The organism is Pseudomonas sp. GW821-FHT03C07 (assembly GCF_059420925.1).
The window spans coordinates 364,896-388,896 of the sequence record NZ_JBWKUQ010000001.1 but is presented as its reverse complement, the minus strand read 5'-3'; the positions used below and the strand labels follow the sequence as shown (position 1 = coordinate 388,896).

The following is a 24,001-nucleotide window of genomic DNA, read 5'->3' as shown; positions in this document are numbered from 1 at the left end:
GGCGCCGATTATGAGATTTCTCAAACGTGCCGGTTGCACGCTGGCGGGGTTCGCCCTGTGCCTCGGCAGCGCGTTGGTCATGGCCGATGTCGTGGTGGTGGTCGCGGCTGCCAGCCCGGTGCAGACGCTGACGCACAATCAGGTGGCGGATATCTTCCTGGGCAAGACCAATCGCTTTCCCAGCGGCAAGCAGGCTATTGCGATCGACCAGACCGAAGGCTCCGCGACCCGCGACGAGTTCTACACCACTTTCACCGGCAAATCGGCCGCGCAACTCAAGGCGCACTGGTCGAAAATCATTTTTACCGGCCGAGGCCAGCCTCCAGAAGCCCTTGCAAACAGCGCGCAAGTGAAAAAACGGATTGCCGAGAATCCCGATAGCATCGGCTATATCGAGGCCCGTGAAGTGGATAGCAGTGTCAGGGCACTGCCGCCCGACCCGCAATAAGTGTTTAGCTGGCAGGCGGCGTGTTGGTCGCCTGGCTCCGGAGCAGGACCCCGAACTGATCGGCCGGCACTGGCTTGTTGAAGTAGAACCCCTGGAATTCGTCGCAGGCGTTGTCACGCAGGAAATCGGCTTGCTCGCGGGTTTCCACGCCTTGGGCCACTACGGTCAGGCTGAGGGTTCGGCCCATTGCGATAATCGCCTCGGTCAAGGCTTTGTCTTCCGCCACGCTGGTGACGTCACGGATAAACGAGCGATCGATCTTGATCGAGTCGAGGGGGAACTGCTTGAGCGCCGAAAGCGACGAGTAGCCAATCCCGAAATCGTCGATGGCGATGCGGATTTTCAGTTTTTTCAGGCCGTTCAATACCTGCAACGCTCTTTTGACATCTTGCATGAGCAGGCTCTCGGCGATCTCCAGTTCCAGCAAGCCGGCATCCATGCCGGTCTCTGTCAGTATCGCGGCGAGATCTGTGAGCAGGTTGTCATCGACAAACTGCCGGGCCGTCAGGTTCACGGCGATCCCCAGGTGCGGCAGCCCCTGCTGTTGCCAGGCGATATTTTGCAGGCAGGCCGTCCTCAGTACCCACTTGCCTATGGGCACGATCAAGCCGGTTTCCTCGGCCACGGGAATAAATTGCATGGGCGCAATCAGCCCCAGGTCGGGGTGTTCCCAGCGCAGCAGCGCCTCCATGCCGTTGATCTGGCCGCTGCGGATATCGCGTTTGGCCTGATAGTGCAGGCGGAACTCGTTGCGTTCCAGGGCGTGGCGCAAGCCGAGTTCCAGGGTCAGCCGTTCCAGCGACTCCGCGTTCAGTTTCTCGGAGTAGAACTGGAAGTTGTTTTTACCCTGTTGCTTGGCCTGATACATGGCGATGTCGGCATGTTTGGTCAGGGTCTGTTCGTCCAGGCCGTCCTGGGCATAAAGGCTGATGCCGACGCTGGCAGTCACCCGGAACTCTTGTCCCTGAAGGTTGAAAGGCTTGGCAATCGCGGAGAGGATTTTCTGCGCGGTGGTCGCCACGTATTTGGCCTCGGACAGCTCCGGCAGCAAGACCACGAATTCGTCGCCCCCCAGGCGGGCGACGGTATCGCTGGCGCGCAGGCAGGCCTTGAGGCGAATCGCGACTTCTTGCAGCAATTGGTCGCCGGCATGGTGGCCCAATGTGTCGTTGATGTGCTTGAAACGGTCGAGGTCAAGGAACAGCACCGCCAGTTGTCGATGATAACGGCGCGCCTCGCCGATGTTCTGGCTCAGCAGTTTGCTGAACAGACTGCGATTGGGCAGCGCCGTGAGGCCATCGTGATAGGCAAGATACTCGACACGCTCGGCATAGGCGACCTTGGCTTCGGCTGCGCGCAAGCGACTTTGCGCCAGTTGCCAGTTCATGCGACTGAGCAGGCCGGCCAGGAGCACCAGCAGCAGACTGCCAGCGGCGGCTCGCCACAGGTAGGTCTGCGCTTGTCGGGTCACGCTGGCCAGGCGTTCTTCGGCGGATAGCCCGACAATCACCGCCAGGGGAAAGTCATACAGCTGGCGTACGCTGGTGTAGCGCTGCACGCCATCCCAGGCATTGGTCGAGAGCCGCGCTTCGCTGTCTTCGGTGTTTGGGGCCAGTGTCGTGTAGTCGACGGCATCGCCGGCTTGCACCGACTCTCCGGTGCGCCGTACCCGGAAGATGCCATCGGTGCCCAGGAGGCCAAGGACGCCGTGGTCGCCGAGCTTCGAGTCGTCATAGCTGCTGACGAAATAGGTCGCATCGACCTCGACCCGGGCAATGCCCGAGAACGTGCCGTTCGCTGCGTTGAGCCGGCGACTGAAGCGCAAGCGCCACTCTCCGGTCAGCGGACTTTTCCAGGGACGACTGATCGACAGCGTATCGTTGTGCCGCAGCGTCTGCTGTTCATCCGGCTCGGTGCTATTTCCGGTCTCGTTGGCACGGGTGCTCACCACCAGTTCACCGTCCGGGTTGACCACACTGACGTCAAACAACAGGGCCGGCGGCAACAGGGCCCGCTCCTTGAGCTTGGGCAGGGGATTACGCTCACCTTCGGCCTCATAGGCGTATTTGACCAGCTTGAGGGTTTGATCAATCTCGCGAACGGCACGCAACATTTGCGCTTCGTAGGTGGCGCTGATCTCCAGGCTGGCGGTGGCGGCGCTGCGTTGCGCCCGGGTCTGTTCGAGCTTGATCAGGTAAAGGGTGGCCGACCAGGTGACCAGCAAGAGGAGGGCGGCCAATAGCGGGAGCAGGATATAGGCTTCCTTGATCGGCTCGAGCCTGCGCCGGGTCTTGGCAAGGGTGTCAACGGGCTGGGCGATACCGGGAGTCGATCTCAGTCCATTTGTCCGTTGGATCGACATGCTGTGCTCCCTGCGTTGTAGCAACACTCTAGGCTAGCGGGTATCCGACGGGGTCGGGGCTCGAGGAGGGGAACCAATGCTCCTGGTAGCGTCTGTGCGAAAGAGATTATCAACTGACCCGGTAGGAACTATAGACTACAAACCGCGTTTGTCCCCGAGGAGTGATGACCGTGCTGGACCAGATCAACAACCGATGGGCAGGGGAACGCTACGTGTGGCCCGGGATGCCGATGTTGTTAAGCGAAGGTTCGATTCTAGCCGGTAAAAAGTACGTTGACATCACTCGATATCCCTGTGTAACGTAGATCCCATAGGTCGATTTTTCTTGCCAAGAAATTTCAGACCATCAGCAGTATTGCTGACTACATACCGGCTATAGAAGCCCCTGATTTGCGTGATAGCGCATTCGGGGGCTTTTTTTTTGGAAAATTTTAAATGTCGACTTTGCAATCTTCTGACGAAATCCAAGCATTTCCGAGTATCACGGTGGCCGCCTTACAAATGGAACCACGAGTGGGCTGCAAGGCTGAAAATCTCGAAGTGTCACTTCGTTTGATAGACGACGCGGCTACCGCTGGTGCGCAAATCGTTGTGCTACCCGAGCTAGTCAGCAGCGGTTATGTCTTTTCCAGTCGCGAGGAGGCATTTGAACTCGCGGAGTCAGTACCGGGAGGGGTCAGCACCCAAGCGTGGGAAGACATCGCTCGGCAGCGCAACATTTACGTCATAGCCGGCGTCGCGGAACGAGTGGGGCACAAGCTTTACAACTCCGCCGTCATGGTCGGCCCCGAAGGTTATGTAGGGACTTATCGCAAGCTCCATCTATGGGGTGACGAACATGTGTATTTCGAAGTCGGAGATCTTGGTTTACCTGTGTTCCATACGCCTTTTGGCCGCTTGGCGATGATCATCTGCTATGACGGCTGGTTCCCGGAAGTATATCGGCTGTTGGCCATGCAAGGCGCCGATATCGTCTGTATGCCAACCAACTGGGTGCCCATGCCGGGACAGGGTAACGGCGCCATGATCATGGCCAATACCTTGGTCATGGCCAATGCGCATGTGAACAGTCTGAACATTATTTGCGCTAATCGTGTAGGCACCGAGCGTGCTCAGCTCTTTGTGGGCAACAGCATCATTGTCGGCGCCGACGGTTGGCCATTGGCTGCCCCAGGCAGTGCAGACCGCCAGCAAATACTCTATGCCGATATCAATCTGAAGGCGTCCCGCCAATCCCGGCACCTTACGACGTTCAACACGGTCCTGCGTGACCGCCGCACCGACATCTATGACCCCATGCTAGGTACCGGCTGGCAGCTACCTCGCTACTAACCCCCCTTATCTACAATAAAAACGATTGAGGATACTCACATGAAATCCACTTTTCCCCGCATCCGCATCGCCGTTCTTGCTGCAACAGCGCTCGTAGCCGCTCAGGGGCACGCCGCTGAACCTATCAAGATTGGTGTAGCGGTGGGGTTGTCAGGCGCCAATAGCGTCGTGGCACCCGCTGTTGTCCAGTCCTCACAGCTCGCGGTGGAGCAAATCAACGCCGCAGGGGGAATACTGGGTCGTCCTGTGCAGTTGGAGATTGTTGATGATGCTTCCGGCGCGCTAGGTGCACAGAAAGCATTTGATACGCTGGTGCTGGAAAAGAAAGTAAACGCCATTATCGCGATGGAAAGTAGCGCCGCGCGCAATGCCGCCTTGCCGGTTATTTCCCGAGGTCGCGTGCCCTATATCTACACCTCGTTCTATGAAGGCCGTTCTTGCAATAAGTGGATGTATGTCAACGGTTGGGTACCCGAGCAGCAAGTTGCCCCTGTAGTGGATTACTTCAGCCAGAAACTCGGGGCAAAAAACTACTTTCTTGTCGGGAGCGATTACGCCTTTGGCCGGGGCATGCTGAAGTTTACTAAAGCGTACATTGAGCAACACGGTGGAAAGGTTGTCGGTGAAGAGTACCTGCCGATGGACGGAAGTGACTGGACCGCCGTTATTTCAAAAATTCGCTCGACGCAACCTGACGCGCTTATCAGTGCCACAGCGGGTGGCGCACCTAACGTCTCGTTGGCCAAGCAGTTGAAAGCGGCGGCGTTAACACTGCCTTATGGCAACCTGGCCATCGACGAAGGCACCGGCAAGACCATGGGGGATGTCGCAACGGGCATGTACATGTCGGCCTCGTACTTGACCAGTATCGACACAGCGGAAAATAAAAAATTCCTGAGCGACCTCGGCCAGAAGTTTGCAGGGAACATGTCCACGCCAAACGAGCTTTCCGAACCGCAATATGAAGCCTTCTTTCTCTACAAGGCCGCGGTGGAAAAAGCCAACTCCATCGACTCCGCTGCGGTTGTAGAGGCGTTGAACGATGTCTCGATAGTCGGGCCTCGCGGTGTTGTGCAGATGAATGCCAGCCGCCATACCCCCCTGGCCATGCGTCTGGGCCAAATACAAAGCGACGGGTCTATTCGCATCCTTGAAACCCAAGAAGGAGTCAGCCCAGGTATTCAATGCCCGAGTTTTAAATAGTCCATTGCTTGATGACTAAGTATCGCTTCACGTTGCATTCTCCCCGGAGGGAGACGTCATGGTGTTAATTCTAGATATAACAACAACAATAGCCATGCTGTTCATTGTTACTGCGGGCCTGATGATGATTTTCGGAATAATGAAAATCGTCAACTTCGCTCACGGTGCCTTGCTGACAATGGGCGGGTATTCGGCGTTTGTCGTGACCCAACTGGGATGGAGTCCTTGGCTTGCTTGGCCGTTGGCTCTCGCGACCGGGATGATTGTTGGCGCGATCATCGAATGCCTGATTGTTCGGCCGCTTTATAAACGCCCCCTGGATGCCATCCTGGCAACGTGGGGATTGGGTATCGTGATCGGTCAACTGATCATTCTCGCATTTGGCCGGGATGTGAAGTTTGCCGACGTGCCCCTGAGAGGAACCTGGTCGCTGGGCGGAACTGATTACTCCGCCTATCGATTGCTGTTGATTCCCTTGGCACTCGGCCTGTGCGCTTTGCTGACGGCGCTACTCAACGGCACCCGCTTCGGTGTCAAAACCCGCGCCGTCATCATGAACGAGGAGTTGGCCAGTGGCCTGGGCATCCATGCCGGGCGTATACGCTTCATTACCTTCAGCCTGGGCACGGGTCTAGGCACATTGGCAGGCGCCTTGATCAGTCCGCTTTCGAGTATTGACCCTGGCATGGGGATTACCTGGCTGGTTTCTGCCTTCATGCTCGTCATGGTCTCCGGGCATTCGATGCCCAGCCTGATCATGACTTGCGCGGTATTCGGTGCATGCCAAGTCATCGTGAGCACCTATGCGAGCCCGGTACTTGGCGGACTCACGATTGCCGTGTTGGCGGCACTGACCTTGCGTATTCGTCCAAAGGGGTTCGCACATGGCTAACACTACATTGCAGGCGGCGAACAGCCGACCCACGGGGTCCGGTCGCCAGGGCGCTTGGGGACGTTCGGGCATGCTGGCTCTGGTCGGCATCGCATTGCTGGTCGCAGGTCCATGGATATTCGACAGCTATGTTCTCAACCTGCTGATCAAGGCCTTTCTGTTTTCGATCGTCGTCATCACGGTGGATGTGCTATGGGGCTACACCGGATATCTCACCTTCGGGCAGTCGGCGTTCTTTGGTATCGGTGCGTATGCCGCAGGTCTGGTTTTTACTCACTTTGGCCTGTCGCCCGGTTCCATTGCCATCGCCATCGGGCTCGCAATTGTCGTCCCGATGGTGGTTGCAGGGCTGGTGGGGTGGCTGTCCTTCTACAGGGGCGCCTCGCCGTTTTTTGCCACGGTTATCTCGCTGGTGTTGCCCATCGTAATGACCCAGTTGCTGCTGTCTGGCGGTGAGTGGACGGGCTCCAGTTCGGGCCTGACCGGCTATGACACCTTCGACTTGTCGCTGAACGCCTGGTACTGGATCGCCGGGAGTAGCGTGGCACTGATAGGGCTTTTCGCCTGGCTGTTCGTGCGCAGTGATGCCGGGCGTGTGCTGGCGTCGATACGTGACAACGAGTCCAGATGTGCGTACCTGGGGATCAACGTCCCGAATATCAAAATCCTTCTGCTGATCGCAACTGCGGCTATTACAGGGATCGCAGGTTTTGGCTACGGCGCCTTCAGTGGCGTGGTGGCACCCGAGTTATCCGGTTTCGTCTTGGGTACCGAGTTGATCATCTGGGTTGCGCTGGGTGGACGCGGAACGCTGTGGGGACCCATGGCGGGGGCGATTCTGATTAACGTCGCCACGGCCTATCTCGGCAGCCGGATGCCGTTTTTGTGGCAACTGATCCTTGGCCTGTCTTTTGTGCTGGTGATCGTCTTGCTGCCTCAGGGGATCGTCCCGGCACTGCTCAAGCCCCTCGGGTTCGGCGCACGTTCGCGGCGAATACCTGTGCTGGTTGAACGTGCCGGGAAAACGGTCCCCGAGTCGAAGGGTGTGCCTGCACTCCTGATGGAAGATGTGACGAAGAGCTATGGTTCGCTCAAGGTATTGCAGGGGATCAACCTCAAGGCCGAGGCCGGTGATCTGGTTGGACTGATCGGCCCCAATGGCGCCGGTAAAACAACACTGATGCGGTGCATGAGCGACGGGGCCGACCGTACATCCGGGACGGTGCATCTGTGCGGTAACGATATCCGTCGGCTTCCGGCTGAGGCCTGCGTTCGTTTTGGTCTCGGGCGCAAATTTCAAAATGCCAATATTTACGAATCCCTGACCGTCGCCGAGTGTCTGCGTATGGCCGGCACCCTGCACGAACGGCCCTTGTTTTTCACTCGGGCGGAGACGTTGGCCTTGCCATCCTATGCCTTGGACGTTTTGCGGGTTACCGGGCTGGATACCATGCTGGACGTGGTCGCTCGAGACCTGTCGCACGGTGAACAGCAAGCATTGGAACTGGCCATGGTGCTTGCCCTGGAACCTCGTATCGTACTGCTCGACGAGCCTACAGCAGGGTTGACAAAGACCGAGCGCACGCAAATCGGCGTGGTGCTTTCCATGCTCGCAAACCACTACAAGTTGTGTTGCCTGCTGGTTGAACACGATCTGGATTTTGTGCAACAGATCGCTACCCGAATCGTGGTATTACACCAAGGGACGATGGTCATGCAGGGCACCTTCGAAGAAGTCGTCAACTCGGACTTGGTCAAGACGATTTATGCCGGATCTGCACTTGCTCCACTGGAGGTCGTATGAACGGTGCCACCTTGGAACTGAATTCAGTCACGAGCGGTTACAGGGCGTCAGTCGTCATACGGGATATGTCGTTCAAAGTCGCGGCCGGCGAAGCGGTCGCTTTGCTGGGCAAGAACGGCATGGGCAAGACGACATTGCTCAAGACCATCATGGGGTACCTACCCAAGAAACAAGGCGCTGTTCAAGTCAACGACTGCGACATTACCCGACTGTCGCCTCATCGAGTCGCACAAGTGGGTATCGCCTATGCGGCTCAGGAAAAAGCGCTTTTCACCGAACTGAGCATCCGGGACAACCTGCGTATGGGGCTCGAGAAAGACGCGTTGTTCGATGAGCGTTTCGCCACCATCGAATCCGTGTTCCCGGTGTTCAAGGACCGTCTGAAGCAGTGCGCCGGCACGCTGTCGGGAGGCGAGCAAAAAATGCTGCTGGTGGCGCGTGCGTTGATGATGCGCCCCTCCATCATTCTGCTGGACGAAATCACTGAAGGCTTGCAGCCCTCGGTGATTGACCGGATCGCTGTCGCACTGGTGCACGAGCGGCAACTCCACGGCACGACCCTGCTGCTTATCGAGCAAAATGTGCCGTTTGCCTTGAAGGTGGCGGATCGATACCTGGTGCTTAAACAAGGTGAGATCGAAGAGGAAGGCGACGCCCGTGCGCCGGGTGCTACCGAAGCCATTTTCAACCATCTGAGGGTGTGACGCTTATGGCCCCGTCCAGTTCTGACGACCTGCCGTTGTGCCTGTTCATCGCAACAGGCGGAACAATTGCCATGCAAGTTGACCCTTCAACGTCAGCTCCGATACCTGCGTTGTCGGGCAGCGACTTGATCAAGGCCGTTCCTGCCATAGCGAAGATCGCGCGGCTCGAAATCAACAACCTGTCCAATGTTCCGTCAGTCGAAATGGGGCCGCAGCGCTGGGTACAGCTCCATCAGGTCATTGAAGCCGCGTTGGCCCGTGAGGATATCGCGGGTGTGCTGGTGTCCCACGGCACCGATACCCTTGAAGAGACCGCGTGGTTTCTCGACTTGACGTTGACGTCCCGCAAGCCTGTTGTGCTCATCGGTGCTCAACGCAATGCATCCGAATCGGACTTCGACGGGCCACGCAACCTGATGAGCGGCGCCAGGGTCTGCATTGAGCCTGAGTCTTCGGGCAAGGGTGTGATGGTGGCCCTGAACGATCAGATCAACGCAGCACGGGAAGTCAGCAAAACCCATACCTCGGACGTTGAGTCGTTCAACTCGGGCGACGCCGGTTTTCTCGGAAGAGTGGACGGCGACACCGTCATTTTTTATCGCTCATCCTGTCGTCGACAATACTTGCCTCTGGGGCGAGACCGCTTGCCTCGCGTTGACATTGTGGCCATGTACGCCGGCGCCGACGCTACATCGGTGAAAGCCGCCGTACAGGCGGGCGCCAGGGGGATCGTCATCCAGGCGCTGGGGGCGGGAAATGTGAATGCCGACGTGTATGTGGCCATTTCGCAGGCCATCGAAGCCGGTATCACGGTGGTCGTTGCCTCCCGCGTCCCCCGTGGTCGGGTCAGGCCCCTCTATGGTTTTACCGGAGGCGGTAGTACGTTGAAAGAGACCGGTGTCATCTTCGCCAATGACCTGAGTCCGCAGAAAGCGAGGATATTGTTGATGTTGGCTATCCAAAACTTCAGGTCCGCAACCGAACTACAAGAAATTTTTGATCAATAGGTGAGCGTCATGCCAAGCACCAAGACAGCAGTCACTAAAGATCAGGGGTGGCCCATTGGCATCTTGTACTCGCGCTCGGGTGCTACCGGTGTCACCGAGTCCGAGCATTTTTTTGGTACTGCGCTGGCGATCGAGGAAATCAACGCGCTGGGTGGCGTCCTGAGTCTGCCGTTGATCCCAACCGCTTATGACCCCAAGGGGTCTACGGAAGAATACCGGCGCTTGACCGGCAAGTTACTGATCGAAGAGGAGATCAACGTCATTTTTGGCTGTTCCCGATCTTCCAGCCGAAAAGCGGTGCTGCCGCTCATCGAACGCCATAACGCTTTGCTTTGGTATTGCTCGTTCTATGAAGGGTTCGAATATTCACCGAACATCATTTATACCGGTGCCGTCCCCAATCAGAACAGCATTCAACTGGCCGCCTACCTGCTGCAAAACAAGGGTACCCGGTTCTTTCTGGTGGGCGCGGACTACATCTATCCGCGTGAATCCAATCGCATCATGAGGGACGTTGTTGAACAATACGGTGGCGAAATTGTGGATGAGGTCTACCTGCCCATCGACGCAGGTGTAGAGCAACTCAAGGATGTTTTGAATGAAATCCGCGAAGCCCAGCCGGATGTTGTTTTTTCGACCCTGGTCGGACAGTCGGCCCGATCTTTCTATCAACGCTATGGCGAGCATGGGCTTGATCCCAAAAAGATGCCCATTGCCAGTCTCTCCATGACCGAAGAAGAAATCCGGCTAATTGGGCCGCAACGGTGTGAGGGCCACATCACCGCAGCCACCTATTTCGGTTCGCTGCGCAACGACAGTAATCAACGGTTCATTGAGCTTTGGCGCACACGATTCGGCGATCGCCCAACCAGTACCTGGTCGGAAATGGCCTATTCCCAGGTTCACCTGTTTGCGCGTGCCCTGGAGCGAGCTGGTAGTCTGGATAGGCGCAAATTAGTCGACGCCGTACACAAGGTGAAGTTCGCTTCGCCAGAAGGGCCGATAGCGATTGATGCGGAAAATAACCATTGCGCCCTGACTCCCCGGATCGGCATCTGCCGCAGTGATGGCCAGTTCGACGTCGTATGGGAAGGTTCGGGGCCGGTCAAACCCGATCCTTATCTCTCCACTTTCGGCTTCTCTGAGTTTTGGTTGAGGTAACGCCATGAGTTCCAGCCTTCGCCGTCTCTATGAAGATTTGCGCAGTATCTGCGTTGCGTTTGTTTATCCCCCTGGGGATGATCGCGATATTGTCATGCAGCAGCTGAAAAGAATTGGATGCCGGGTGAAGATCGTATGGCCATTCCCTTCAGAGCCTCCTGCGGACGTTGACGTCATTCTCTTTCAGATCACGCAGGAACTGGAAGGAAACAAAATCTGGTCGGGCGCATCTGTTTCTGCGGCGCTCATCGCGCTCTCCGACTACGAAAGCCCGACCATTTTGAAGTTGTTACTCGATACGCGTGCTCACGGTGTGATTTCCAAACCGTTTCGCTCTTCCGGAATTCTCAGCACACTGGTACTTGCGAGAGCCTCGTATAGCTATCAAGAGCGGTTGCAAGGGAAAATCGACAAACTGGAATTGACCATAAAATCTCGTCGACAGATCGAAAAAGCAATTCGTGTACTGGTCGAACGTCAAAACTTGACCGAGACGCAGGCTTACGAGCACATGAGGTCGCGGGCAACTAATTTGCATGTAACGGTCGCCGAGGTGTCCGGAATGATCATCGAGGCCCATGAGGCCATGGAAAGGCTTGGTTTGAAACCTTAGTCTGGAGGCGGCATTGATGCGTCAATGATGGCGTGTGTGTGATCGTGAAGCCACATTCATTCTTGAGCCCGACGATGACTGCCGTACTCCTTGGGAAATGGCAAGGGTTGATACCCAAACAGCCATTGACAATTTGCTCAGGTATTTACCTGAAGCTCAGCAGCAACCGTTGCAAATGGCCTGGGAAAATTTAGAGCAATATCGGATGCGGTTCGAAACTTCTAGTGACCGCCAGGCAAAGAGTCGGTTGAGCGCGCGGAAAATGTGTAGTCAGGCTGATCAGGCTTTTGAGTGGGCTCGCCGCGCATCGTCTTAGGTGTTGAGCTTAAAGTCGGGCCTCTTTCTCACTCCATTCCTCCTTGATCCGCAAAAGCTGCGGGAGGATCTTCTCGAACAGATCGACCAAGCGCGGCTCGAAATGGCTCCCCGCGCCCTTTCGGATTTCTGCCAGGGTGTCCTCGATGCTCCACGGCTCCTTGTACGGACGCTTTGTCATCAAGGCATCAAAAACGTCAGCCAGGGCGACGATTCGGGCCACCTCAGGAATCGCATCTCCCGCGAGGCCGTCTGGATAGCCGCTGCCGTCCCATTTTTCATGGTGATGATGGGCGACCTCCGCAGCCATTGCGAATACCTTGGAATTGGACTTGCTCAAGATACCGAAACCGATCTGCGCATGCTGTTGCATGATCCCCCATTCCTCTGCCGTCAGCTCGCGCGGTGCCTTAAGAATGGCATCCGGTATGCCGATCTTGCCGGTATCGTGCAAGGGCGCGGCGAGTTCGAGGCGCTCCACCAGATCATCGGGCCATCCTGCCGCCGACGCCAGGGCACCGGCATACGCCGCCATGCGCCATATGTGAGCGCCGGTATCGGTATCGTTGAAATGTCCGGCCTCACCCAGCATGAAGACGGCCTGCCTTTGGCTTTCTTCCAATTCATGCATCCGGACCAGGGACAGATGTGTCTCCACTCGGCGTAGCAGAATGGGAGCGGAAACCGGCTTCTGGATGTAATCCACCGCACCCGCGTCGAACCCTCGTGCCTCATCCTCGACCTCACTCATGGAGGTGACAAAGATCACGGGGATTTCCCGCGTGGATAGATTGGCCTTGAGTTTCTCGCATACCTCATAGCCGTTCATACCTGGCATCATAATGTCCAGCAGGATCAAATCGGGCTGGTGCTTGGCCGCGGCCTCGATGGCATCCTCACCGTTGGTGGCAAAAATCAATTCATAGCGATCCCGCAGGATCTGCCCGATCACCCGGAGATTGTTGGGCTCATCATCAATGGCCAGAAGTTTCTTCTGCATGTCGTGTTACCCGTTGTTGACACCGAGCATCTCGGCAAGTGCTTCCACCCTTGCCCTCGCGCCCATAAAATCAAATGCATCGACCCGTTGTTGAATGGGCGCCAGGTCGGTCTTTTGTAGGTACTCGGCCAGTCGCGCCAGGATCGGCTCGGCAACATACGGATTGAGTTTCTCCAGGGCGCAAGACAAATCTTTAAGCAGCGCCACCACCGCCGCTTGGTTGAAAACCTTTGCCCTTGCGGCGGTATCATCGTCGCAGGGGACGATCTTGTTGATGGCATTGGCGGCTTCCGCGAGGAGCCAGCGCAATTGTCCGAGTTCAGATATAGCAGCCTTCCGATGCTGGGATTTCAGGTCGGAATCGATCTTAATGGCCAGGCCGGCAACCTTGGTGATGAAGAGATTTCCTGCAACGCCCGTGAGGGTATGGGCCACGGCACGGGCCGTCTCCGAATTACCGGGGCTTGCCAGCAGTAAGCGCTCTATTTCGTCGGCATCCCGGGAGCGATCCGCTGCAAAGGCAGCCAAGGCCTTGGCGTAGACAACCGGATCACGCCAGATTCTGATCGCGTTTTGATGATCGACAATCCCGTCCAGCGGAGAAAAGTCCACCCCGATCGGCGTGACGATCTCGATCCGGCGCGCAGTGACGGGCTGCCCCAGCCCTTCGGGAACGGCCTGTTCCATGGCACAAAGCAGTTCACTGAAGTTGATCGGCTTGGCCTGGACGCTGTCCATTCCGGCCACTATGCACAGGTCGTAGTCTTCGCGCATGGCGCTGGCGGTAAGCGCGATTATCGGGGTGTGCTCCTCAGGCTTTTCGAGCTTGCGAATTTTCCGGGTGGCCTCCAGACCGTCCATCTCGGGCATCATGACGTCCATGAGGATCAGATCGTATCGACCGGTCTGGAACGCGGCTACCGCCTCCAGTCCATTCTTTCTCCATTCGACCTGATGGCCTTGCCCCTCCAGCCGGAGCATCGCGAGGGTCGCGTTGGTTTGGATGTCCTCAACCAGCAGTACATGGAATGCCCTTGGTGAGACATAGTCGCCGCCGACGGCGCTGCCTGTTTCGTAAAGGCAGTCATCATTGGCGGGGGCTTCCGGCAGATGGACGGTAAAATGAAAAGTGGATCCCTTCCGAAGCTCACTCGTGACCCAGATTTTTCCCGCCATAAGTTCCACGAGCTGCTTGGATATCGCAGTACCCAGGCCGGTCCCGCCGAACCGACGGGTCGTGCTGGCATCCGCCTGGGAGAAAGGTTTAAACACCTTTGCTGACTGCTCGGGGGTCATGCCAATTCCCGTATCGGTGATGGCGAAGTGAAGCATGTTTGCTTGGTTCCACGGTCTTACCGAAAGCGTGATCGAGCCTTTCTCGGTAAACTTGATGGCATTGCTGACCAAATTCAGCACCACCTGTCTCAGTCGCGCAGGATCCCCCAGGAAACGCAAAGGCAGATCCGCATCGTATTCCATGACGAGCTTCAGGCCCTTGTCGGATGCGGACTGATCCAAAACGCGCAAGGCCTCCGCCAGCGCGTTGGAGAGGTGGAAAGCGACGGTCTCCATTTCCAGCTTGCCGCTCTCCAGCTTGGAGACATCGAGGATGTCGTTGAGGATTGTCAGTAACGCCTTCGCCGAGCTGAGAATGATCCGGACATGCTGGGCGGTCTGTGGCGCAAGCTGGGTATCCTGAAGCGCAACCTCGGCGAAGCCGAGGATGGCATTCATGGGGGTACGAATTTCATGACTCATATTGGCGATGAAAGCAGCCTTGGTTCGCGCACCGGCCTCGGCATCTTCCTTGGCCTGTTGGAGGCTCCTCTCGGTTTTCTTCTGTTCGCTTATATCGCGCGCGATCTTGGAGGCACCGATGACGGTTCCGGCCGCGTCTTTGATCGGCGAAATGGTGACCGATACGGGGATCAGCTCACCGTTTTTACATCTCCGGGTCGTTTCGAGATGCGTAATGTTCTCGCCATGCCGGATCTTGGCAAGGATCCGCGTCTCTTCATCGGCAAGATCCGGTGGTATCAGCCGCGTTATCGGCTGCCCGATCATTTCCCGTTCGATGTAACCGAACAAGGTCTCGGCTGCGGGATTCCAACTGGTGACAACCCCGTCCAGGGTTTTGCTGATGATGGCGTCGGTGGTGGAGGTAACAATCGCTGAAAGCTGTTCTTCGACCGCCACCCGTCTGGCCTTATCAGACTGTTCCTGCGCCAGCATTTTGACACGGAACACCTCGCAGGACCTCGCTATCTCTCCGATCTCGTCCAACCGGTTCAGTTCGGGTACCTCAATGTCGCGGCGTCCGGTGGCCACCTTCGACAGCGCCCCGGTGATGGCCGCCAGCGGCCGGGTGATCTGGTTGCGGATCCCGACCATCAACGCTATGGCGAGCACTATCGCTGCCGCGGAGATCGCCATAGCGCTGATGATCATCTGGTCCATGATCTGTTGCACGGCGTCCGCTCGGGCATAAGCGATGTCCCGCTGTAAGTCGACCAGGTGCTCGATCGCCGTATCCGTCGCCCGATATCGCCGACCCAACGCGCTGTCGTCATATACCGGCTCGCTGCTCGCGCCATTGACGTCCGCCTTCACCCACGCATCGTGCTCCGCCTGATAGTTCTTCCAGGCCTCATGAAACGAATCCAGAGAACCGCTCGGAAGTTGGTCGCCGAGCAGGTTGACATACTCGTGTTCCACATCGGCGATGTTCTGCTTTTGCGTGTTGGCGCTCACGTTGGCTGCCGCTCGCGCCTTCTGGTCGGGAGCCAGCACATGGTTCATCTCGGCGATCCGGAACGCCGCGACGCGATCGTCGATCTCGCCGAGCAGTGTCGCCCCCACGAGCCATTTCTGCGCGATCTCCTCCGTGTTTCGATCGACCACCTTCAATGCCACAGCGGTGGTCACTGCCGCCCCGACAATGACCACGACGAACGCCCCAATGAAAAGCGTCAATCGTAAGCGAATGGAGGATCTGAACAGCATCATGATTTTCCCTCACGGCAGTTGCCAATGTCAGGCGCGCGTGACCGCTTGACACTCGCTTGCGCGGCACGGCTTTCGCCCACATTTTTCCCTGGCATCAACCCTGCAATTGTTTTTGATTTTTTTTCCTCAGGGGAGACTCAAAAAGTTGTTCCACTGTTTCTGCTGTCGAAATAATAAGGTTTCCACTTGAGTATATAACTGCTCTTTTGTATGGGTTTTTGTCGGGTATTGTTTTGCCCGTAATTGCTTCTGTGGTCGTCATTGGTTTATCTTTTTCTGCGTCGATTTTGTAGTGATTTTCGTTAGATTTTTTAGGTGTGAAATGGCTGTAATTATATCGCTCCGAATTGAAGTGGAAGGCCCCCATAAAGTGTTGGTCTTGGTAGGCAATGTTTTGGGTCGGACGTGTGTCAGCACTCTGGAGTAAGTAAGCACGAAGTGGAAAGACGATAGTGGTACCATAATGGGAAGTACCCTTTCATAGTGACTGCAAGCCTGAAGAGTAGCTGGATGCAGAAAATAAGCAATTGGGTTTTTTTGAAAACAGGGCCCCAAGTGCCAACTGGACAGAGTACGGTAGATGTAGGGACCGCATATGCGCAGTTGGTTGAGGCCGGAGGGGATACAGTTCAATACACATTCCGCGTGCGAATCTTCAGAACGCCGCTTCAAAAAAATACGGGTGCGAGGCACTTTTCACATCTGTGGCGGCCAATTGTGCGACTCACCCTGACACTCCTTGCACCAGGCATACAGTGCGTCATACATGATCAAACCGTGCGCCAGCATTTCGTGGTCATCGGCAAAGCACTGCGATAACCCCAGCGAAATCGCGTAAAGCCCAGCCGATTGCGGCGTCAGGTCCAGTTGGGAGGTGTCTGCTCCTCGTACGATTTTCGCCAGATGCTGCAAGGCAGGCTCATCGAGCTGATACTTCTTCAGAAAGGCATCAAAGCTGCACAGCTCTCCCTCATGCGTAAGCTCAACGCCGGGAATATCGTAGGGCGTTGCATCCTTTTCTGCGGCAATCCGCAAAACCTCCCTGCTGGGCACGTACAAGAAATCGGCCTCGGGATCGATAAAGCGGGTGATCAGCCAAGGACAGGCAATCCTGTCGATCTTGGGTCGTTCACGGGTAATCCACTTCATGGAACACCTCCTGCCTAACTCAGTAGGCTGAGTGATCTGGTCGGCACGATGCCCACCAGAGAACCGTCGATCACCCCACACTAGCGCAGCAGATGCACTGCCAAACCAACCAGCGCGCAGGCCACCAATACTTGAATCACGCCACGCTTGAAGCGAAACAAGGCAATCGCTGCGGCAATCGCGATCAGTGCAGAGGGCCAGTCGAGGGTGCCGCTGAACCCTTTTGGCCACAGCACGTGATAGCCGAAGAACATCGCCAGATTGAGAATCACCCCAACCACAGCTGCGGTGATCCCGGTCAGCGGCGCGGTGAACTTGAGTTCGTTGTGCGTGGCCTCCACCAGCGGACCACCCACGAGAATGAACAGGAACGATGGTAGAAAGGTAAACCAGGTCACCAGCGTGGCGGCGAGGGCTCCGGCCAAAAATACCTGATCAGCACCGAACACCTGGGAGACATAGGCGCCGACAAAGCCGACGAAAGCCACCACCATGATCAACGGCCCGGGGGTGGTTTCACCCAGGGCCAGGCCATCGATCATCTGCGTTGGGGTCAGCCATCCATAGTGCCCCACCGCGCCCTGATAAACATAAGGAAGCACTGCATAGGCACCGCCAAATGTCAGCAGAGCGGCCTTGGTAAAGAACCAGCCCATCTGGGTCAAGGTGCCTTCCCAGCCAAACAGCGCGGTCAAGGTGGCCATTGGCAACGCCCACAATACAGCGCCGACAAGCACTAGCAGGGCCAGTTTTACCCAGCTGAATCGAGCATGGTCGGGGGATGGGGTGTCGTCATCGATCAAGGCCGGGCCATAGGATTTTTTAGCGGCACCGTGACCGCCGATTTTGAATTTTTCGGGGGCAAGGCGCCCGCCCAGGTAACCGAGCAGCGCGGCACTCAGTACGATCAGCGGGAAGGGCACATCAAAGGCAAATATCGCCACGAATGAGGCGGCGGCAATGGCCCACAGCCAACCGCTCTTCAGAGCTCGGGAGCCGATGCGATGGGCAGCCTGAACGACGATGGCCGTGACGGCAGGCTTGATGCCATAGAAGAGACCCGCCACCGCGGGTACGTCGCCGAACGCGATATACATCCAGGACAAGGCAATCAGGATGAACAGCGAGGGCAGGATAAAGAGCCCCCCGGCAATCACACCACCGCGGGTTCGATGCATCAGCCAGCCGATATAGGTTGCTAACTGCTGAGCCTCCGGCCCGGGGAGTAACATGCAGAAGTTGAGGGCATGCAGGAATCGCCCTTCGGAGATCCAGCGCCGTCGTTCTACCAACTCCTGGTGCATGATCGAGATCTGCCCCGCGGGCCCGCCGAAGCTGATGAAACCGAGCTTCAGCCAGAACCAGAACGCCTCACGCAAACTGATCTCTACCGGCCTGGGAGGATTCTCTTCAACCGCCGATACCAAAACCTTACTCATTGGGTTGTTCCTCTTTCGTAAACCCGGCGAGCAGGCCGTCGAAGATGGCGCTCGCAGCTGCCAGCAGCGGGTCGTCAAGAGCAATGGTTTCACGCAGCCCCGCCAGCACCCGTTCGATGCCCGCTGCCTCGACTGGCTGAATACCGCCGATATCGAGGTAATGCACCAGGGCCGCGATGCGGTTCAGGCCGGGTTCCTGGATTGCAAAGCTGGCTTGCAGGGTTTCGAAGGTCACGCGGTTGCCGACATGACTGAAGGTCGCCTCATCGAAATCAAACCCCAGTGCATCGGCTGGGCAGTCGTGTGGGCTGTTCAGCCAGAGAATCTGAGCGGTCGGGTCGATGAACCGGCGGATCAACCAGGCACAAGCCAGGCGGTCAATCCAGGGCCGCCTACGGGTGGCCCAGACACGGCCCTGATAGTCGCCAAGGCTGAGTGCCGTTATGGGCAGGTCCCGGCTATGGGGTTCATCAGTCGACAAGGCCCTGCTGACCGCCGTCTCAAGCGCCTGCAAGGCGGCATCGACTTGCTGCTTCGGCTTGCCTGGAAAATAGTCGATGCTGGTCAGTTGTTCGTAGCTTTTGCGCAGCTTGCGAATCTGCTTCGTGCTGGACAGCGCATTTTCGGCCGTGAGCTGTCCCCGACACGCCTCGATTTCAGTGCGTAGTTTGCTGTAGTCCTCGTTACGGTCGAATAACCCGATAAAGCGTTCACCGTCTGGATCCACCACAGGCAGAACATAGGCGGTGCCATTGATGGCCAAGATATCGCGCTCAACCGAGGCCAGCGTCTCTCGACAAGCACCGGTATCTGGCAACAGGTAGGCGCCATCGCGCAAAACCGCGGCCCCGGAAGCTTTTAGGGCGCGCCAGGCTCGCATACGCTCGGTCGCATTGGCGGTCGGCAATCCCAGGATCAGAGCTAACCAATTTTTCATGTAGGGACAGATCAAAATAATGTAGATAAAGCTACATTATTCTTGTTCGAATAAATTGGAAAGCTGTTTCGATAGGCCAAGGTGGGCTTTCTCGCTCAGGTGCGAACGCTGCTCAGATACTCAAACCACTTGGCCGCCTCCCTGACTCGCCGAGGCGCGTTACGGTTACGCCGGCCATCAACTCTTGCTTGGCCGCACCATGGCAAACAGTCATATTTTGAAATGCGTCACCAAGTGCTGCAGCCTGGCGGCTTCACGCTCAAGATCAACACAGGCATTGAGCGTCGAATGCAAGTTCGCCACGCCATGATGGTTCAAGACGTCTATCTGCGCGATGTCATCGTTGATCGAGAGCACCACCGCCGTTTGCTCCTCCGTGGCGGCCGCGACAGACTGGTTCATCGCGTCTATTTCACCGATGCGCTGGGCAACCCGAGCCAAACGTTCCCCCGCCTGGTTGGCGACCGTAACGCTGGTTTCGCTCTCGCGCTGGCTCTCGGTCATGGTCAGCACGGCGGCTTGGGCGCCGACTTGCAACTGCTCAATCAGGCTTTGCACTTGTTGCGCCGAGTCCTGGGTGCGATGCGCCAGGTTGCGCACTTCATCGGCCACCACGGCAAAGCCTCTGCCGGCTTCCCCCGCGCGTGCAGCCTCAATGGCCGCGTTCAACGCCAGCAGATTGGTTTGCCGCGATATGCTGGTGATGACGTCAAGGATCTGCCCGATGTCGGCTGTCTGGGTGGCGAGATTCTCGATGGTAAGCCGTGACTTGTCGATATTTCTCGACAGCCGATTGATCGCTTCGATGGTCATTGCGACAACGTTTTGACCGTCATCGGCCAACTGCCGGGCGTCGCTGGAGCTTTGTGAACCCAGTGCGGCGTTGCGGGCAATTTCAGAAGACGCCGCCCCCAGCTGATGGATGGCTGAGACCACGCTCTCGGTGCGTGCCGACTGCTCATCCGAATGACTCATCGAAGTGCTCGACACCCGGGTCACCAACGTCGCGACGTGATTGAGGCTGGCGCTGGTGCTCGCCACCTCGCGAATGGATCCTTGGATAAATGCCAAAAAACGATTGAACGACTGTGCCAGTGCCCCGAATTCATCACGGGAGTTGATCGGCAGGCGCTGAGTCAGGTCACCCTCACCATTGGCGATGTCTTCCAATGCTCGCCCCATTGTGTGCAGCGGCCGCATCAACCAACGGATCAACATGCCGAGCAACAGGATGATGATCGCGACCGCTATCAACGTGGCGGTGATCGCCAGGGTGCGCAATTCGCCCAGCATCGAGAATGCCGCCTGTTGGTCGATGACCATCACCACGTACCAATCGGCCGAAGGCACTCCATCGACATGGGTGAAGGAGATGAACTGCGAGCTGCCACCGGTCCGGATTTCACGGACACCTGGAGTGGGCGCCAGTGTACTTTGTGAGAAGACGTCCTTGAGGTCTTTGAGGATGAACTGGCTGTTTGGATGGACCAGTACCTTGCCATCGGCGCTGACGATGAAAGCATACCCATGCCCGCCGAAATCCAGGGTGTTGATCATCTTGCTCAAGGCGTCGAGGGACAGGTTGGCACAGGCCACGCCGGTACGCTCTTGATACTTCACGGGCGTCGCCACCGTCATCACCAGTTTGCCCGACGAGGCCGCGACGTAAGGTTCGGTAAACACGGTCCGTTGACTGTCTTGCGCCGCTTTGTACCAACTACGCACCCGGGGGTCATAGTCTGCGGCACGCACGCTTTGCGGCAATGAGAACATCGAGCCGTCGCTACCACCGTATGAAATCAGCTGAAAGTTTTCTGCATAGACCGGCAAGTCGATGGCCTTGAGCAGGGTGGTCTGGTCAGTCCCCTCGACGTTGAGCCGTTGCCCCAGCGTCTGGATCAACTGCATGCGACTTTCCAGCCAGGTCTGAATATCGTGGGCCGAGAGCATGCCCAACTGCTGTAACTTCGCGTCAACTTCGCCGCGCAAGGTTTGCCGCTGCCGATAGTCGCTGACGTAGATGAACGCGCTGAAGACCAAAATGACGATCAGGGCGGCGGCGATCAATATTTTGCGACTGAAACCCAGGCCTTTCATTGGCACACCTCCTCGATAAGTCGGCTACGAGCGAGCCGATGAAACCTGCGGGCAGCCGAAAGCCTCCCGCAGGCATTGGGTATCTTGAAAAGGGGGGAATCAGAACAATGGCAAGCTATAGCTGAGCATCAGGCGGTTATGGTCGGCATCGGCGGTACCGGTTGCCGCCTGGCTGCGATAAGTGGCGTTGCGCCAGGTCACGCCCAATCCCTTGAGCGGACCGTTTTGCAGTACGTAGGCGACGATCAGGTCACGCTCCCACTCCTTGAGTCCACCGGTTGCCGAAGCGATCTGGTCGCCCTTGTAGTAGGACACCGTACTGGTCAGCCCTGGCACGCCGAGGGCGGCAAAGTCATAGGCGTACTGGCCGATCCAGGTTCGCTCGCCGGCCCGGGTGAAGTTGCCTACCAGACGATCGGTGTTGAGATAAACGCTGGCACCATCACCCTGGTTGACAAACGGCATAGCGCTATCCCCCGAGGATTTCTGGTAACCGAGGCTGAGCGCGTGGCCGGCCAGGCTGTAGGTGAACAACGAGCTGAACAGGTCGTTATCGACCTCGCCGTGAGTGACGCCCTTACCGAAGTAGCCGGTACTGGTGTAACCCTCAGCACGGCCAGCAGCACTGCCATTCTTGCCGTCTGAATCACTGACGAAATAGCGCAGGTCCGATTTGAACGAGCCCACCGGCAGCGGTAGCGTGTGAGTGAGGCCAAAAAAGTGTTGTTGGTAAAAATTTTCCAGTTCGCCGTAGTAGTACTGGGCGAGCAGGTCTTTGCTGACCTGGTAATCGCCACCTGCGTAGTAGAAGGCGTTGCTGCGTCGCAGGTTGCTGGTGCCAGGCACATTACCCGCGCCACCGATGGACAGCGCCTGATTATCGGTGGACGCCCGGGCCTTGGCGTGTTCCAGACGCCCGCCGACCAACGTGAGATGGTCGATTTCCTTGCTGGTGACCTGGCCGCCCTCAAAGGTTTGTGGCAGCAAACGACCGTCGTTGGCATACATTACGGGCAGTTTCGGTTGTAGCGTTCCATAGCGAAATTCGGTTTTGGACAGTTTCATCTTGGCCGTCAACCCGAGGCTGGCGTATTCATCTACCGGGCTGCCGTTGTCCAGAGGCTCCAATACACCTGGGGTACGATCGCGGCCGGCCTTGGTTGCAGTGCCACCCGAATCCAGTTTCATGCCCAGTAAACCCAGTGCATCGACGCCAAAGCCGAGGGTGCCTGGAGTGAAACCGGACTGATAATTGAGCATGAAACCCTGTGCCCACTCCTTGATGTTCGGCGTCGTACTGTTGCGGGTATCGTTACTGATGTAAAAGTTACGCAAGGTCAGGTCGGCGTGACTGTCCTCGATGAACCCGGCGGCCTGCACCGATCCACTCATGAGCGGACTGACGGTGCCTGCACCCATCATGATGATCCATGGCATTTTTTTCATTCAATGCGACTCCAATCGTAACAAGGGCAAGGGGGGTTAGCGCGAGGTGTGCGAGGACGGCTGGTAGTGCGGGATGTGGAGCACCTTGGCCAGTCTTACGACGGTGACACCTGGACCGAGGTGTCTGAGCGACGGCTGGACCAATACACAGTTGTCATAAGGCGTGACGATTTCCCGATCGCCATCCCGAGCGATCACCGTTCCGGACCGCGTGATCAGCTCCAGTCCGCGGAAGTCTTCGACAAAGTTGAAGTCCATGCTGCTGGCGATAATCGGCTCGGTGACTTGGAGCACGCGCTGAGCCCCGGGTTTGCGGGTGCTGAGAAACTGTGCGAGGTCTTCTTCGCGCACCGCTTGGGTGGCGATCAGAAAACGCGCCGCCACGTCCAGGGCGACCTGCCGGCTGTGTTGCGAAAAATGCTGACCGGTCTCAATCAGTAAGGCGTTCTTCTTGCTGGCGGCGTCGTTGAAATCACCGTAATCACGCAAGCGACGACCATTGGCGTGGCCGGCGTCGACGATGACCGTTGCCGGCACCCCGACAGTGGCGGCGAACTCCAGGCCCTTGGTGCGTGCGCCACACATCATCAGCGGCGCGGACTCTTCATGCATCGAGTGGATATCAAGCAGCAGGTCGACGCTGTCAATGACGGGGCGCAACTCGCGAGCCCGGCGCAGCTCGATGGAGTGCTGCTCACTGTCGAGCTTCGCGGGTAGCCAGACCCGGTTCATGTCTTCGTCCAGGTACCGGGTGGCATCAATGTTCCGTGGATCGAAGCGGTGGTAGGCCTCGACGTTGCCGAAGCCCAGGCTCAGTCGGCCCTGGCGAGGGCGCACGCCACTGCGCAGGAACGCATCCACCGCAATAGCGCCGCTGACTTCGTTGCCGTGGGTCAGCGCCATGATCATCACGTGTGGCCCTGGCACGCCACTGTCGAAGCTGTGGATGTAGTCGACCCCGCAGTTACCGCTTTTCCAGGGGCGGATATCGGGAAATTCCACCTCCACCGGGTACGGTTTCAGGGACGCACGAACTTGTTCAAGAGTCTTCATTTCGGTCTCCGACAGACAATAGCTTCCACTTGC

Annotated in this window: 19 protein-coding genes and 1 pseudogene; 9 read left to right on the top strand and 11 right to left on the bottom strand. The window is 57.4% G+C overall.

Annotated features, from left to right (window positions below):
• Positions 1-10 precede the first annotated feature (10 nt).
• Positions 11-448, top strand: a complete 438-nt coding sequence (locus tag AC07VG_RS01645; RefSeq protein WP_495000497.1) for a type 2 periplasmic-binding domain-containing protein — start codon at positions 11-13, stop codon at positions 446-448.
• 4 nt (positions 449-452) lie between these two features.
• On the opposite strand, the gene AC07VG_RS01640 is transcribed toward AC07VG_RS01645, so the two are convergent.
• The gene (locus AC07VG_RS01640) at positions 453-2,810 is read right to left on the bottom strand and encodes a bifunctional diguanylate cyclase/phosphodiesterase (protein WP_495020335.1); all 2,358 of its coding nucleotides are present in this window, start codon (positions 2,808-2,810) and stop codon (positions 453-455) included.
• Positions 2,811-3,245: 435 nt separating this feature from the next.
• Between AC07VG_RS01640 and AC07VG_RS01635 the strand changes: the two genes are divergently transcribed.
• From AC07VG_RS01635 to AC07VG_RS01600, 8 genes are all read left to right on the top strand, one after another.
• Complete coding sequence (locus AC07VG_RS01635) at positions 3,246-4,142, top strand: nitrilase family protein (RefSeq protein ID WP_495020334.1); 897 nt, start codon at positions 3,246-3,248, stop codon at positions 4,140-4,142.
• 39 nt (positions 4,143-4,181) lie between these two features.
• Positions 4,182-5,345, top strand: a complete 1,164-nt coding sequence (locus AC07VG_RS01630) for a substrate-binding protein (protein ID WP_495020333.1) — start codon at positions 4,182-4,184, stop codon at positions 5,343-5,345.
• A gap of 58 nt (positions 5,346-5,403) precedes the next feature.
• Positions 5,404-6,237, top strand: coding sequence for a branched-chain amino acid ABC transporter permease (locus tag AC07VG_RS01625; protein ID WP_495020332.1), 834 nt, complete (start codon positions 5,404-5,406; stop codon positions 6,235-6,237).
• A 70-nt stretch (positions 6,238-6,307) separates the two neighbouring features.
• Entirely contained in the window at positions 6,308-8,041 is a 1,734-nt protein-coding gene (locus AC07VG_RS01620) for an ABC transporter permease subunit (RefSeq protein WP_495020331.1), read from the top strand.
• Positions 8,038-8,745 carry a branched-chain amino acid ABC transporter ATP-binding protein gene (locus tag AC07VG_RS01615; RefSeq protein WP_495020330.1) on the top strand — a complete coding sequence of 236 codons (708 nt, stop codon included), beginning with the start codon at positions 8,038-8,040 and terminating at the stop codon, positions 8,743-8,745. Before AC07VG_RS01620 ends, AC07VG_RS01615 begins: the two co-directional genes overlap by 4 nt.
• 5 nt (positions 8,746-8,750) lie before the next feature.
• Positions 8,751-9,752, top strand: a complete 1,002-nt coding sequence (locus AC07VG_RS01610; RefSeq protein ID WP_495020329.1) for an asparaginase — start codon at positions 8,751-8,753, stop codon at positions 9,750-9,752.
• 9 nt (positions 9,753-9,761) lie between these two features.
• The gene (locus AC07VG_RS01605) at positions 9,762-10,913 is read left to right on the top strand and encodes a transporter substrate-binding domain-containing protein (RefSeq protein WP_495000505.1); all 1,152 of its coding nucleotides are present in this window, start codon (positions 9,762-9,764) and stop codon (positions 10,911-10,913) included.
• A gap of 4 nt (positions 10,914-10,917) precedes the next feature.
• Positions 10,918-11,526: an ANTAR domain-containing response regulator gene (locus tag AC07VG_RS01600; protein WP_495000506.1), complete on the top strand. Its 609-nt coding sequence runs from the start codon at positions 10,918-10,920 to the stop codon at positions 11,524-11,526.
• 325 nt (positions 11,527-11,851) lie between these two features.
• Here the strand turns inward: AC07VG_RS01600 and AC07VG_RS01595 are convergent, their stop codons facing one another.
• The 10 genes and pseudogenes from AC07VG_RS01595 to AC07VG_RS01550 form a co-directional block, all read right to left on the bottom strand.
• Positions 11,852-12,841: a response regulator gene (locus AC07VG_RS01595; protein WP_495020328.1), complete on the bottom strand. Its 990-nt coding sequence runs from the start codon at positions 12,839-12,841 to the stop codon at positions 11,852-11,854.
• Between the two features lie 6 nt (positions 12,842-12,847).
• Positions 12,848-15,847: an ATP-binding protein gene (locus tag AC07VG_RS01590; RefSeq protein ID WP_495000508.1), complete on the bottom strand. Its 3,000-nt coding sequence runs from the start codon at positions 15,845-15,847 to the stop codon at positions 12,848-12,850.
• A 94-nt stretch (positions 15,848-15,941) separates the two neighbouring features.
• Positions 15,942-16,214 carry a hypothetical protein gene (locus tag AC07VG_RS01585; protein WP_495020327.1) on the bottom strand — a complete coding sequence of 91 codons (273 nt, stop codon included), beginning with the start codon at positions 16,212-16,214 and terminating at the stop codon, positions 15,942-15,944.
• 329 nt (positions 16,215-16,543) lie between these two features.
• On the bottom strand, positions 16,544-16,996 hold the full coding sequence (locus AC07VG_RS01580) for a chromate resistance protein ChrB domain-containing protein (protein ID WP_495000509.1): 453 nt from the start codon (positions 16,994-16,996) through the stop codon (positions 16,544-16,546).
• Positions 16,997-17,076: 80 nt separating this feature from the next.
• Positions 17,077-18,435, bottom strand: coding sequence for a chromate efflux transporter (chrA, locus tag AC07VG_RS01575; protein ID WP_495020460.1), 1,359 nt, complete (start codon positions 18,433-18,435; stop codon positions 17,077-17,079).
• Positions 18,428-19,372 carry a chromate resistance protein ChrB domain-containing protein gene (locus AC07VG_RS01570; protein WP_495000510.1) on the bottom strand — a complete coding sequence of 315 codons (945 nt, stop codon included), beginning with the start codon at positions 19,370-19,372 and terminating at the stop codon, positions 18,428-18,430. The genes chrA and AC07VG_RS01570 overlap by 8 nt, the downstream gene beginning before the upstream one ends.
• Positions 19,373-19,582: 210 nt before the next feature.
• Positions 19,583-20,347: a methyl-accepting chemotaxis protein gene (locus AC07VG_RS01565; RefSeq protein ID WP_495020459.1), complete on the bottom strand. Its 765-nt coding sequence runs from the start codon at positions 20,345-20,347 to the stop codon at positions 19,583-19,585.
• Positions 20,348-20,452: 105 nt separating this feature from the next.
• A pseudogene (locus AC07VG_RS01560) lies at positions 20,453-21,469 on the bottom strand (HAMP domain-containing protein); the annotation flags it as partial.
• 99 nt (positions 21,470-21,568) lie between these two features.
• Positions 21,569-22,891, bottom strand: coding sequence for an OprD family porin (locus AC07VG_RS01555; protein ID WP_495000557.1), 1,323 nt, complete (start codon positions 22,889-22,891; stop codon positions 21,569-21,571).
• A 60-nt stretch (positions 22,892-22,951) separates the two neighbouring features.
• A complete protein-coding gene (locus AC07VG_RS01550) occupies positions 22,952-23,968 on the bottom strand; it encodes a M14 family metallopeptidase (RefSeq protein WP_495020326.1) in 1,017 nt (338 codons plus the stop codon).
• Positions 23,969-24,001 lie beyond the last annotated feature (33 nt).

What these genes read in the sequence shown, in the direction of transcription:
- AC07VG_RS01645 (WP_495000497.1), top strand. Translation starts at nt 11, where the DNA reads ATGAGATTTCTCAAACGTGCCGGTTGCACGCTGGCGGGGTTCGCCCTG.
- AC07VG_RS01640 (WP_495020335.1), bottom strand. Translation starts at nt 2,810, where the DNA reads ATGTCGATCCAACGGACAAATGGACTGAGATCGACTCCCGGTATCGCC.
- AC07VG_RS01635 (WP_495020334.1), top strand. Translation starts at nt 3,246, where the DNA reads ATGTCGACTTTGCAATCTTCTGACGAAATCCAAGCATTTCCGAGTATC.
- AC07VG_RS01630 (WP_495020333.1), top strand. Translation starts at nt 4,182, where the DNA reads ATGAAATCCACTTTTCCCCGCATCCGCATCGCCGTTCTTGCTGCAACA.
- AC07VG_RS01625 (WP_495020332.1), top strand. Translation starts at nt 5,404, where the DNA reads ATGGTGTTAATTCTAGATATAACAACAACAATAGCCATGCTGTTCATT.
- AC07VG_RS01620 (WP_495020331.1), top strand. Translation starts at nt 6,308, where the DNA reads ATGCTGGCTCTGGTCGGCATCGCATTGCTGGTCGCAGGTCCATGGATA.
- AC07VG_RS01615 (WP_495020330.1), top strand. Translation starts at nt 8,038, where the DNA reads ATGAACGGTGCCACCTTGGAACTGAATTCAGTCACGAGCGGTTACAGG.
- AC07VG_RS01610 (WP_495020329.1), top strand. Translation starts at nt 8,751, where the DNA reads ATGGCCCCGTCCAGTTCTGACGACCTGCCGTTGTGCCTGTTCATCGCA.
- AC07VG_RS01605 (WP_495000505.1), top strand. Translation starts at nt 9,762, where the DNA reads ATGCCAAGCACCAAGACAGCAGTCACTAAAGATCAGGGGTGGCCCATT.
- AC07VG_RS01600 (WP_495000506.1), top strand. Translation starts at nt 10,918, where the DNA reads ATGAGTTCCAGCCTTCGCCGTCTCTATGAAGATTTGCGCAGTATCTGC.
- AC07VG_RS01595 (WP_495020328.1), bottom strand. Translation starts at nt 12,841, where the DNA reads ATGCAGAAGAAACTTCTGGCCATTGATGATGAGCCCAACAATCTCCGG.
- AC07VG_RS01590 (WP_495000508.1), bottom strand. Translation starts at nt 15,847, where the DNA reads ATGATGCTGTTCAGATCCTCCATTCGCTTACGATTGACGCTTTTCATT.
- AC07VG_RS01585 (WP_495020327.1), bottom strand. Translation starts at nt 16,214, where the DNA reads ATGGGGGCCTTCCACTTCAATTCGGAGCGATATAATTACAGCCATTTC.
- AC07VG_RS01580 (WP_495000509.1), bottom strand. Translation starts at nt 16,996, where the DNA reads ATGAAGTGGATTACCCGTGAACGACCCAAGATCGACAGGATTGCCTGT.
- chrA (WP_495020460.1), bottom strand. Translation starts at nt 18,435, where the DNA reads ATGAGTAAGGTTTTGGTATCGGCGGTTGAAGAGAATCCTCCCAGGCCG.
- AC07VG_RS01570 (WP_495000510.1), bottom strand. Translation starts at nt 19,372, where the DNA reads ATGAAAAATTGGTTAGCTCTGATCCTGGGATTGCCGACCGCCAATGCG.
- AC07VG_RS01565 (WP_495020459.1), bottom strand. Translation starts at nt 20,347, where the DNA reads ATGAGTCATTCGGATGAGCAGTCGGCACGCACCGAGAGCGTGGTCTCA.
- AC07VG_RS01555 (WP_495000557.1), bottom strand. Translation starts at nt 22,891, where the DNA reads ATGATGGGTGCAGGCACCGTCAGTCCGCTCATGAGTGGATCGGTGCAG.
- AC07VG_RS01550 (WP_495020326.1), bottom strand. Translation starts at nt 23,968, where the DNA reads ATGAAGACTCTTGAACAAGTTCGTGCGTCCCTGAAACCGTACCCGGTG.